This window comes from Bacillus sp. 105MF (assembly GCF_000374885.1).
Lineage (GTDB): Bacteria > Bacillota > Bacilli > Bacillales > Bacillaceae_G > Bacillus_A > Bacillus_A pseudomycoides.
In genome coordinates this window covers 77316-89861 of the sequence record NZ_KB895568.1, presented here as the reverse complement: position 1 = coordinate 89861, position 12546 = coordinate 77316, and the positions used below count along the sequence as shown (strand labels likewise).

The window sequence follows — 12546 nt, the reverse complement described above, 5'->3', positions numbered from 1 at the left end:
ATTTTGTACTTATTCATAAGGTTGATATAATGGTTAAAAATGTAGTTTTCATTATATCACCTGAGGGGGCCTTCACAATGACATTAAACAAAGCACTTACAATCGCTGGTTCTGACACAAGCGGTGGCGCTGGTATACAAGCAGATTTAAAAACGTTTCAAGAACTTGGTGTATACGGAATGACGTCTCTTACAACAATCGTAACAATGGATCCACATAACGGCTGGGCACATAACGTATTCCCGATTCCCGCTTCTACACTCAAACCACAATTAGAAACAACAATTGAAGGTGTTGGTGTTGATGCTTTAAAAACGGGTATGCTTGGATCTGTTGAAATCATTGAAATGGTTGCTGAAACAATTGAAAAGCATGATCTACAAAATGTAGTAGTAGACCCAGTTATGGTTTGTAAAGGTGCAGATGAAGCATTGCATCCTGAAACAAATGACTGCTTACGCGATGTACTTGTTCCAAGAGCATTAGTTGTTACACCAAACCTATTTGAAGCATATCAACTAAGCGGTGTGAAAATTAATTCTCTTGAAGACATGAAAGAAGCTGCTAAAAAAATCCATGGTTTAGGTGCAAAATATGTACTAATTAAAGGCGGTAGCAAGCTAGGTACAGAAACTGCAATCGATGTATTGTACGATGGAGAAACATTTGATCTTTTAGAATCAGAGAAAATTGATACAACAAATACACACGGCGCAGGTTGTACATACTCTGCAGCAATTACAGCAGAACTTGCAAAAGGTAAATCTGTAAAAGAAGCGGTAAAAACTGCAAAAGAATTCATCACAGCAGCAATTCGTCACTCATTCAAGATTAACGAATATGTAGGACCAACACATCACGGTGCATATCGTAAATTTGCTGCTGGAAAAGAACTTGTATAAGGAATAAAGTGAAACTTTAATCAGCCCTCACCAATCGGACTTTTACGGGTAGTTTATCTCCCACGTAATTTCTTTGCTTTCGCTGAACTTTGAGGTGGGAGTATTACTGCCCGCAAATAGCATCATAAAAAACAAGCTATCTATAGATAGCTTGTTTTTTATGATGCTAAACTTATTTTACTTCTATCAATTCCAAAACTTTTTACTTTCTTGCTGTTTCACGTGAAACAACAAAAAAGTAAAAAAAGAGCGACGAATCGCTCTTTCTCTTCAACAACACCTTGATATTTTTCCACCTTTCGCATTGAACCTAGCTTCTTGCGCCTCAGCAAAAAACTGTTTTCGACATAAAATCGGTGCTTCTGGGTGGTACTCTTTCATATGGGTAACGTACGTTTCATAACTTGGTACTCCAACAAGCAAACTAATAAATTGCTTTCGTGTTCTCCACACCTTCTCCAATTTTTTAAGCATAATTTCTCGACTCACTTTCATCTCTTGGAATATATGGTGCTTCTTTTAATGGTATAGATTTATTTTGCAATGCTTTAATCCATATACGAATAGCAGAAATAAGAACTGCTATTACAACTAACATGAAAATTCCACAAAGCGTAGCATCGATATAATCATTGAAGATAATTTGCTTCATTTGTGCCACATTTTTGGCCGGTGCCAGTATTTTCCCTTCATCTAAGGCGCTCTGGAATACTTTTGCATGCGATAAAAATCCAATTTTCGGATTCTCATGGAATAATTTTTGGTAGCCTGCTGTCATCGTCACAATCAGCAAACCTACCGTTGGGATAAGCGTAACCCAAACGTACGCCTTTTTCCCCATTTTAAACAATATCGTTGTTCCGAGCAATAACGCAATACCCGCTAACATCTGGTTAGCAATTCCAAAGAGTGGCCATAATGTATTAATTCCACCGAGCGGATCAACTACACCTTGGTATAAGAAATACCCCCATCCTAACACACATAACGTTGTTGCAATCACATTAGCCAGTGTAGAATCTGTTTTCGCAAATGGTTTATATACATGCCCTAAAATATCTTGAATCATAAATCGTCCTACACGTGTACCAGCATCAATTGTCGTTAAAATAAATAGTGCTTCAAATAAAATAGCAAAATGATACCAGAATGCCATCATCGCAGTTCCACCGATTACTTGTGAAAAGATGTAGGCCATCCCAATTGCTAATGTTGGCGCTCCTCCTGTACGAGATAGTATCGTTTGTTCACCAACATTTACAGCAAGATCCTTTAATTCATTTGGTGTAATTGCAAATCCCCAAGAAGAAATAACTTGAGCTGCTTGTGATACATCCGTTCCGATAAGAGCTGCCGGACTATTAATTGCAAAATATGTTCCTGGTGTTAATACACAAGCTGCGATCATGGCCATCGCCGCAACGAACGATTCCATTAACATTGCCCCGTAACCAATTGGTTGTGCGTGCCCTTCTCTTTCAATCATCTTCGGCGTAGTACCAGAGGAAACTAAAGCATGGAATCCTGATACAGCCCCGCAAGCAATTGTAATAAATAGAAACGGAAATAGATTTCCGGAAAACACTGGACCTGTTCCGTCAATGAACTTGGATACAGCCGGCATTTGTAAGTTTGGTGCTACAATTAGAATTCCAATTGCTAGCCCAACAATCGTTCCGATCTTTAAAAATGTACTTAAATAATCACGTGGAGCAAGGAGCATCCACACCGGTAATGCAGACGCAATAAAACCGTATACAATAAGCATAATTGCAATTGTTTCACCGCTAAAAGTAAACATGCTTGCAAGCGTAGGATTCTCAGCTACATACTGTCCTCCAACAAGAGATAAAAGAAGTAAAATAATACCGATAACTGATCCTTCTCCAACACGCCCTGGGCGAATATAACGCATATAAACACCCATTAAAATAGCGATTGGAATTGTCGCTGCGATCGTAAACATTCCCCAAGGGCTACCGACAAGTGCTTTCACAACTACTAAAGCTAATACTGCTAATAAAATGATCATAATACCTAAAATACCAATCATCGCAATTAATCCTGTTACAGGACCAATCTCATCTTTAATCATTTCGCCTAATGATTTTCCATCACGTCTCATGGAAGCAAATAAAATAACAAAATCTTGTACCGCTCCTGCAATTACAACTCCAACAATAATCCAAATTGTTCCTGGTAAATATCCCATTTGCGCTGCTAAAATCGGCCCTACTAATGGACCCGCTCCTGCAATTGCCGCAAAGTGATGTCCAAATAATACCCATTTATTTGTTGGAACATAATCCTTTCCATCATTTAGCGTCTCAGCAGGTGTTTGCCGATTATTATCTAGCTCAAATACTTTTTGTGCAATAAATCTACTATAAAAACGATAAGCAACTGCATATACAGAAACAGCTGCTACTAATAGCCATACAGCATTAATTGTTTCACCTTGTGATAGGGCAATTACACCAAATCCGGTTGCTCCTAATGCTGCGATGATACCCCAAAGTAAAATTGACTTAAACGCCTTCACATACAATCCCCCCTATACTACTTCTTAGTGGAGATTGTACTAAATTTTCTGAATATTTAATTTGAATCCTCCTTATCATGAAGGATTCTTATGTTAACATGTTGAAATTCACTTACAACTTGTTATAGTTCAATTTTATTTCGAAGTCGTTTTACATAGTTTCGACTAACAGGAATCGGTTTCTCATCATACCTATCTAAATAAAGGTTATACGTTCCATTATAATAAGGCTTTAATGCCTGAACATGCATAACATTTATTAAATAACTTTTATGAACACGTAAAAAATCATATGCTGTTAATTTATTTTCCAATTCTTGAAGTGTATACGTTGAAATATACTGATTATTCGCTGTATAAATTGAAACCGTTTTATTCTCCTTATTCTTACTTACATATACAATATCCTCTGGAAAAATATACGTAATCCCTTCGTGACTTTCAATCGGAAGTTTTCGCAAATGGCTTTTTATTTTCTTTCCTTTGTCTTGTTCCATTCTATATACGAGAAATTGTAAATCTTCTTCACGAAATGGTCGTAGTAAATAATAAAACGCTTGGAAGCGAAAAGCTGTTATCGCCTCTCCTATATCCTCACCGATAAAAATAAACTTTGTATCGCAATTTAATTGTTGTAATAAACTAGAGAATTCAAACCCTGTACCATCTTTTAATTCTGTATCTAAAAAAACGAAATCAGGAATATGCTTTTTAGCTACTTGTAAAGATTCCATTCCTGTTCCTGCTTCAAAGCACTCTACATTTCGCATATTTTCTGTAAATATCTCAATGAATCGATTTCGATGTTCTGCATCTTCCATGATAAGTAAAATTTTCATCTGCCCAACCACCTAATTCTTTTGTCCATATGTCTTGTTGTATACATTCGCCTTAGTAAGAAACAATCCCTTTTTCTAGCCTTATTTTCTATTTACTATACCATCACTTTCCTTAAAAACAACAAAAAAGGAAGCCTCTTGGACTCCCTTCTTTCGTTATACCAACTCTTGCTGCTTCGTTTCTTGCCCTAGCATAACTACTGCAAGCACTCCAATTAAAATGGAACCGCAAAAAATTGTAAAGATCAATGAAAGAGACGCTTGTGAAGCAACAAGATAACCTACTAGCAATGGACCGAGAATACCACCAATACGGCCAAATGCTGCAGCCATACCTGCTCCAGTACCGCGAATTACTGTCGGATACTGCTCAGGTGTATATGCATATAACGCACCCCATGCTCCTAAATTAAAGAAGGACAGTAACATTCCTGCTATCACCAATGTTGTAAGCGATTCGGCTACTCCAAAGACGTACGCACTGCATGCTGTGCCAATTAAATACGTAACTAACACAAACTTACGGCCGAGGCGTTCAATAAACCATGCAGCAGTAAAATATCCGGGAAGCTGTGCCAATGTCATAATTAATACGTACTGGAAACTTTTTATTAGACTAAATCCTTTTAGTACCATTACACTTGGTAACCAAAGAAACATGCCATAATAAGAAAAGACAACACAGAACCATAAGATCCATAACATAATCGTCGCTTTTCGATATTCTCCAGACCAAACCGCCTTTATATTTGTAATAACAGATTGTTTGTTCTCAACTTTTTCAAATTGCGGCGAATCTGGTAGATTCCATCGTAAATATAGTGCATAAAGAGCTGGAATCGCACTTAATACCATAGCTACTTGCCAGCCATACTTTGGAATTACAAAATAAGAAATTAGAGCTGCAATTAACCAGCCAACCGCCCAAAAGCTTTCTAGTAATACAACAATTCTCCCGCGTTCATGAGCCTCAACACTTTCAGATACAAGTGTCGAAGCTACTGGTAATTCTCCACCAAGCCCCATACCGATTAAAAAACGCAATATAAGAAACATAGCTAATGTTGTTGTTAATGCCGTTAACCCACTACCGATAGAAAATAATAATAATGTCATAATAAAAACAGACTTGCGCCCCAACTTATCTGCTAATATGCCAAATAAAAGTGCTCCCACCGCCATACCAATAGAATTGATACTTCCGATCCATCCCATCTCCTGACTACTTATTCCCCATTCTTTTTGCAGCGCAACGATGACAAATGAAAGCATGCCAACATCCATTGCATCAAATAACCAACCAAGCCCCGCTATTCCAAGAAGCTTGCGCTTTGAAATTTCTTTTATATCCCCCACTAGAAGTCCTCCTCACACAGGTGTCTTTACACTTCATTTTACATGTGTATATTGTATAAGTAAAATACTTTTATCCCTATTTTCACTTAAAAGTTTCCTTTTAATCTTCCCATAAAATAGAGCTTCCATTAGTGGAGAATACTACATTTTTAGCTTTCACAAATAAAAAAAGTAGCGAAATATCGCTACTTTTTCGAACGCATCACTTCTTTTAGAAATTCAGCTAATACAAGCTGACGACGCCAACGCGTCGGATTGCTACATAGACGGTAAAACCATTCTAGATGAATTGCTTGAATCCATTTTGGTGCACGTTTTACTTCTCCTGCCCAAACGTCCAGACTGCCACCTACACCAACAGCTACTTTTGTTTGTAAGCGATTCTTATTATTTTGAATAAAGTTTTCTTGTCTTGGGAATCCAAGAGCTACAAGTAAAATATCCGGTTTTACTTCTTGAATGCGAGCAATGATGCCCTCTTCCTCTTCTTGTTTAAAATACCCATCCTGCGTACCAACAATAGATACAGCTGAATAAGTTTTTGTTAAATGATTAGCAGCACCCTTCACAACATGTGGTTTCGCTCCCAGTAAAAAAACAGATACAGATTTATTCTCTTTCGATAACGCTCCAAATAAATCACTCATTAAATCAAAACCTGCTACGCGCTCTTTTAATGGTGTCCCTAGCATACCACTTGCCTTTACAACACCAATACCATCCGGTGTAATCAAATCTGTTTCTAAAAGGGTTTGATGAAAACTTGGGTCTTTTTTGGCACACATTACGATTTCTGGATTCGCTGTTACAACTTGAAATGTATGAGTTTGTTCTGATTCTAGCTGCTTCATGATATATTGAATTGTCTCTTCCATTGTCATCGTAGAAAAAGGGACACCTAAAATATCAACTGTTTGTACTGCCATAATTATAATCCTCTCTATTTCAATAAAAGTTTTTTATATGCTTTATGAGTATCTTCATATAGATTTCGTAATGAGAAATGAGAAAAAGCATGCTCATACAAACGTTCACCCATCGCCGCTAATTCGCCATTCTCCCACTTCTTATATCCTTCCTCTAATGCACTTGCTAATGCATGTGCATCACCAATTGGCACAATCCATCCGTATGTCGGATCGACAATCAACTGTTCCATATCACCAACATTCGTTGCAATAGACGTTAAACGTTGATTTGCAGCCTCTAATAACACAAGCGGAAAGCTTTCACTATAAGAAGTTAATAAATTAATATCGGCGGATGCATATAATTCTTTTACATCCGAACGATGACCTAAAAATAATACTTTATCTTCTAACCCTTTCTGCCTTACTGCTTCTTTCAACTCTTCTTTAATCGGGCCATCACCAACTAACAATACTTTCATATTAGGAATTGTTATTTTTTGCAAGGCATCGAATAAAATATTATGCCCCTTTACAGGGTGAAGGCGGGCTACTTGAATCGCTGTAAATACTCCTTCTTGTATACCTAATTCATCTTTTAAGTTATAAGGTTTCGCTGGAATGTCATCATACTCAATCCCGTTATAAATGGTACAAATTTTATCTGCTGGCACACCGAGTGCTACAGTATTTTGCTTAAAACGTTCTGTAATTGCAAAAAATAAATCAACTTTCTTATATGAATGTAAATTTAACTTTGTAAAGATCCAACCTTTCAAACCACGTTTCATAAAATCAAGAGTTGGATCACTATGAACTGTTGTTACCCATTTTGCACGTATCTTCCTTTTTAGAAGAGAAAGATAAAAGTTCGCGCGCGCACCATGTGTATGCACAATATCAAAGTGTCCTTCGTTAATAAACGTACGTATTTTAGAAAGAATCGATATGTCATAACGAGATGATTGAGAAAAAACGTGCACTTTAATTCCGAGCTCTCTTGCTTCTCTAGCAATTGCACCTTCTTCAAACACAACTAGTTCAACTTCAGCTTTTGGAAATTGCGACAAAAGTGAAATAATGTGGGTTTTTCCGCCACCTTCTTCTGCTCCAGCATTCATATGCAACACTTTCATCTCTTTCTTCCTCCATCTTTATGTTCTCTTATAGTTTACTATAACAAAAAATAAAAGCTAACGTGACGCTAGCTTTTATTTTTCTATCATTCAATTTCTAAATCAACGATTAAATATGCAAAAATCACAGCGAAATAAATACTTACTCCAGGCGCTGTAAATACATGTCCCGCTATAAATGCAATACCCATACCTAATCCTAATGCGGTTGCTAATAACCCGTATCTTACTGTAAATACCTCTTTAAACCTAGTTACTAGTACGAGAAGAATTTTCACACCGAAGTATAAAAATGGGATTAAAAGTAGGATGAAACCGACAATCCCAAATGTATAGAACCAATCATGAAAGTCCCTTTCAATTAGCTTCGGTTTCTCTTTGAAATTCCCAGCATATCCCATACCGAATAATTTTTGAGATGTTGGAGCTTCTGCATAGTAATCTTCATACATTTTCTCAAATATCTCACGTCCACTGAAGATTATTGCTTGTGTTTCCTCTTTTTTCTCTATTTCTTTTGCTTTTGCTTTTTCCTCTTGTGTTACAGGCGGTTTATGATGCGTTTTTTCTTCCTTCTTTTCTTCCGCCTTTTTCACTTCTTTTTTCTCATTAAGACCTTGGACGTGAAATCCCATATTTTTTAAGAATGGCGAAAACGGTGTATATGCTAGTGCTCCAGCAAAAACAACAGTTGCAAGGATGCCATTCAGTAAATATGACTTCTTATTTCTATCTTTACGCTGTAAAAATGCCTGAACAAAGCACATGAAAACAGCAACAACCATTGTGCCAAAAATGGCTCCAACTCCCACCTTCGTACCAACAGCAAATAATGAGAAGATAATTAAAATAGAAGGAATCCAAAAATAACTTTTCGCTATGCTTGTTGTTTTTTCAATTGAATATAGAACAACAATTGGGCATATAACTGCTAAAATAGATCCTAGTTCATTTCCTGCATAGAACCACCCACGTGAACCAAGTTTCACCCACTCGTAGCTATTATAATCAGTTCCTGTCGCAATTGAAATAACCATGATACTATTTATAATTAATGCTGAATACACAATATAGTTACGCATTTTTGAATATGCATTTGCTTTTTCACGTAATGATTTAAACACAAAAATGTAACAAGTAAGCATAATAAATGGATATAATGCTTTTGCTATAAATTTAATTTCTTCTCCCAACATGATAGGGCTTTTAACCAATTTATTATTTACTAAACCTGCAGCAAGAACAATTCCAACTACTATTAAATATATGATATATTTACGATTTTCTTTTTCTCTTGCCTGAAATAAAATATAGATTCCACCAAGAACCATTACAAATAGACGCGTAATAATTCCAATTGTCGTATCAATCTTTAAAACCATGATGCAAAATGACGTGAGTAAGTCTAAAACCGGCTGTAACATAATGAAAATCAATAAAAAATTCCCGAATTTATTACTTAAATTATTATTTCCTAACATCTCGAACCCCCATAACTATCATTACCTTATCTCACTTTATACAATTTACAATAAACCTCTAACTCGTCTCAAATATTTATTATACCATAATTTTTTAGTTAACCACTTCCTATTTATGCAGATAAAAGATAATAAATCCCCTTCTCGTATGTCACATATCTCGTATCTTCAAACGCTTTCTTTCCCCATTTTTTCTTTTTTTCTACATGTAACGAAAAGTAATTGTTATTTCTAAAACTTTAGTGTATATTTTGCTCTGGAACATCTTTAAGAGGAAGGGATTAGAGCTATGTTATTAATCGAAATATTTACGTTTCTTGGCATTGTCGCCGCTGCCATTTCTGGTACATTAGTTGGTTTAAAGAAAGATCTAGATTTATTTGGTGTCCTTTGTTTAGCTGTAGCTACTGCACTCGGTGGCGGAATTATTCGTGATATTATGATTGGTAACCTACCTCCCGTTGCATTTGTACAACCGATTTACTTTTTTATCAGTGTACTAGCAGCCCTCTTTACTTGTATGTTTTTTGAACGTATTAATAAACTTCAAGTTGTAATCATGCTTTCAGATGCTGTCGGTTTAGGCGTTTTTACTGCTATTGGCGCAAACGCTGCAATGTCGCATCACGTTGATGCTTCATTTTTAGTTGTTTCGATGGGTGTTATTACAGGTATTGGTGGAGGGATTATGCGCGATATTTGCGCTCAAGATATTCCCTATGTATTCCGTAAAGAGATCTATGCAATTGCTTCTATTCTAGGTGCAATTAGTTTCCTAATTACGTATGAAATGGGTGCACACGTATTAGCCTTTTATATCTGTTTACTAGTAACGTTCATCATACGTGTAGTCACTGTTATATATAATGTGCATTTTCCAGTCTTCTTTAAGGCTCATGCAAAAGCTAATAAAAGTCATTAAGAGAATTCAAATCGAATTCTCTTTATTTATAATAGTTACTCCTTATTGCCTAAATATAAGAAAAAACTCACCATTTTAAAAAACGGTGAGTTTTCTTTTATCACACGCTTCAAGATTTCCCTAAAAATATAGGATCAAACCTTCCTGCTACGCAAGGCTTCACTTTATTTTTTGAAAAATAGCTTTTGACAATAGGATGACAACATATATACACCTAAACTTTGTAAGATAAAAAGACTTGGTATCGTTAAACCATCGTACACAATATCTGCATTAAAAAGCTTCATTCCAATATATCCTGTTATAAGTAACAGTAACAACATATAGCCTTCGCTCTTTTGTTTCTGAATAAGGAAATGTAAAAGCGCAATTGACATAAATAAAGTTACAGCTATAAAGGTGAGTTTTTCACCTTTTAGCAATATTCCATTCATTCCCTCTGATGATACCTGATCTATACTTGGCTTAACCACAGCTAACCGCTCTGTTTCTAACTCTTTTAACTTTTGACTCAAGCGCTCTTTCATACTTTGCGCTTGAACGGTTTCTTGTTTATTACGCTCTTCCCCGATTAAAACCGATTGCACATACGCATCGTTAGAAATGGCATACTGTTTTATTCCCATTGCTTGAATCCCATAATTCACAGCAAAATGAGTAACATAAAATACGACTAAAATCCCTATTAATTTTAACAATACATTTTGTTTATCTGCACTTTGGAATACTTCCACTAGCAAGACATACACAATTACTAAAATAAGTATAAATATGCCTACTGGATACATCATATTACTAAGAGCAAATAGTATCGCAGCACATGCCCACATGTAAGAATGACTCAATCCTTTATGTAGTAATATATAACTCGCAAAGTAAAATAAAAATATAGAGAATAATTCCCCTGTTAATAATGAACATGAAAGAATATTTGGCAAATATAGCGAGTAAAACACTGCAGCAATTCGGCCACATTCTTCTTGAAATAAACTTGCAGCAATTCGATAAATGAAAAACGCTGTTCCTGCGCAATACAAAACATTAAAAAATTGCAAAACAAATGTAGCATCTCCAAACACACGAATCAATACTGACTCATATATAATGAAAGGTAATTGACTAACAACAGTTACATTACTGCTTCCTAGCGCAACTTGTTTTGCAGTCTCATACATAGCTCTCATATTACCTATGACTGGAGCATCAAAAAAGAGAACTGCTCCAAGCCTAACCAGCACTGTCATACTCATTAGAAAAATGAGAAACTGTTTATCCGTAAATCGATATTGCAAAATAGAAGCAAGAAGTAAAAGGAGTATCACGAAAATTGATAGCACAATCGTTAAACTTGTGGCGCTTCCTCCCAAAGATTGCTTACTTCCCTCGAAGGCGTTCCAGCAAGAATAAACAAAAAAGGCAAGCATAGTTCCAATAATTATTTTACTAAAAAAAGATGAAAACCCTGTTTGTATGTTATTCATATGTATATTGCACCTCTATTTCCATTCATAACACAACGATTCTATCATGAATGGGCACATGACAGTTAGAAAATTTATCCCGCTATTTGCGAGCAAGTAATACTCTCACCACGAAATTCAAACAGAAGGAGCGGAATTAACCAGGAGATGAACTGCCTGTAAAAGTACTGATTGATTAGTGCTAATAATCAGTGAGGGATGAAAAAAACTACTGATTAAAGTTTCACTTTATATAGAAAAATATAACATTCACTTTTTCGCTTGCAATGTAAGCGAAACCTCTTTTACACTACAATCTATACAAATTAAATTTTCTTTCAGTTACACGCATAGAAATACAATATTATTCTATTTTAATGAAGTAAACTTTTTATCGGATCTCAATCGTCTAAATAACAAATAATATTCGATAGAAAATACCCATCTTTTTTATATAGGAAACAGAAATAGGAGTAGATTATATGGATAAGAAATTTATGAGAGAATCAAAAGCAATTAAAACAACGCGTGTTTTCCCAAATGATTTAAACAATCATCAAACATTATTTGGCGGAAAACTATTAGCGGAAATTGACAGCATCGCATCTATTGCAGCAGCAAGACATAGTAGGAAACATTGCGTAACGGCCTCCATTGATTCCGTTGACTTTTTAACTCCAATCCATCAAACGGATTCCGTTTGCTATGAGGCATTCGTTTGCTATACGGGAAAATCATCTATGGAAGTATTTGTGAAAGTCGTTGCAGAAAATTTATTAGAAGGGGAACGCCGCATTGCTGCTACTTGCTTCATTACATTTGTAGCATTAAAAGATGGCAAGCCGTCTTCTGTACCTCAAGTGTTACCAGAAACAGAAGAAGAACATTGGTTATACAAAACCGGAAAAGAACGTGCACAAAGCAAAAAAGAAAACCGTTCAAAAAGTAAAGAAATGGCTGATGTATTAACACTGAGCAAACCTTGGAGTGTATAAGTGAA

The 12546-nt window shown here is 35.8% G+C and carries 11 protein-coding genes; 3 read left to right on the top strand and 8 right to left on the bottom strand.

Translation table 11 applies throughout. From position 1 onward, the window contains the following. Positions 1-77: 77 nt before the first annotated feature. Positions 78-902 (top strand): pyridoxine/pyridoxal/pyridoxamine kinase, encoded by an 825-nt coding sequence (gene pdxK, locus C564_RS0107275; protein WP_018764867.1) that lies wholly within the window; start codon positions 78-80, stop codon positions 900-902. A 270-nt stretch (positions 903-1172) separates the two neighbouring features. Here the strand turns inward: pdxK and C564_RS0107270 are convergent, their stop codons facing one another. From C564_RS0107270 to C564_RS0107240, 7 genes are all read right to left on the bottom strand, one after another. Then, complete coding sequence (locus tag C564_RS0107270) at positions 1173-1376, bottom strand: YbdD/YjiX family protein (RefSeq protein WP_026008488.1); 204 nt, start codon at positions 1374-1376, stop codon at positions 1173-1175. Continuing rightward, positions 1369-3444 (bottom strand): carbon starvation protein CstA, encoded by a 2076-nt coding sequence (cstA, locus tag C564_RS0107265; RefSeq protein ID WP_018764865.1) that lies wholly within the window; start codon positions 3442-3444, stop codon positions 1369-1371. Before cstA ends, C564_RS0107270 begins: the two co-directional genes overlap by 8 nt. 122 nt (positions 3445-3566) lie before the next feature. Beyond that, positions 3567-4283, bottom strand: coding sequence for a LytR/AlgR family response regulator transcription factor (locus C564_RS0107260; RefSeq protein WP_018764864.1), 717 nt, complete (start codon positions 4281-4283; stop codon positions 3567-3569). A 156-nt stretch (positions 4284-4439) separates the two neighbouring features. Further along, positions 4440-5639 carry an MFS transporter gene (locus C564_RS0107255; RefSeq protein ID WP_003202523.1) on the bottom strand — a complete coding sequence of 400 codons (1200 nt, stop codon included), beginning with the start codon at positions 5637-5639 and terminating at the stop codon, positions 4440-4442. A gap of 185 nt (positions 5640-5824) precedes the next feature. Continuing rightward, positions 5825-6565: a WecB/TagA/CpsF family glycosyltransferase gene (locus C564_RS0107250; RefSeq protein ID WP_018764863.1), complete on the bottom strand. Its 741-nt coding sequence runs from the start codon at positions 6563-6565 to the stop codon at positions 5825-5827. A gap of 14 nt (positions 6566-6579) precedes the next feature. Then, positions 6580-7683, bottom strand: a complete 1104-nt coding sequence (locus C564_RS0107245) for a glycosyltransferase (RefSeq protein WP_018764862.1) — start codon at positions 7681-7683, stop codon at positions 6580-6582. Positions 7684-7769: 86 nt separating this feature from the next. Further along, complete coding sequence (locus tag C564_RS0107240) at positions 7770-9164, bottom strand: O-antigen ligase family protein (RefSeq protein WP_018764861.1); 1395 nt, start codon at positions 9162-9164, stop codon at positions 7770-7772. 289 nt (positions 9165-9453) lie between these two features. Here C564_RS0107240 and C564_RS0107235 point away from each other — a divergent pair, with 289 nt between their 5' ends. After that, the gene (locus C564_RS0107235; protein ID WP_018764860.1) at positions 9454-10086 is read left to right on the top strand and encodes a trimeric intracellular cation channel family protein; all 633 of its coding nucleotides are present in this window, start codon (positions 9454-9456) and stop codon (positions 10084-10086) included. 164 nt (positions 10087-10250) lie between these two features. Here the strand turns inward: C564_RS0107235 and C564_RS0107230 are convergent, their stop codons facing one another. Beyond that, the gene (locus tag C564_RS0107230; protein WP_018764859.1) at positions 10251-11567 is read right to left on the bottom strand and encodes a glycosyltransferase family 39 protein; all 1317 of its coding nucleotides are present in this window, start codon (positions 11565-11567) and stop codon (positions 10251-10253) included. Positions 11568-12028: 461 nt separating this feature from the next. On the opposite strand from C564_RS0107230, the gene C564_RS0107225 reads away from it, so the two are divergent. After that, the gene (locus tag C564_RS0107225; RefSeq protein ID WP_003209287.1) at positions 12029-12541 is read left to right on the top strand and encodes an acyl-CoA thioesterase; all 513 of its coding nucleotides are present in this window, start codon (positions 12029-12031) and stop codon (positions 12539-12541) included. Positions 12542-12546: the final 5 nt, after the last annotated feature.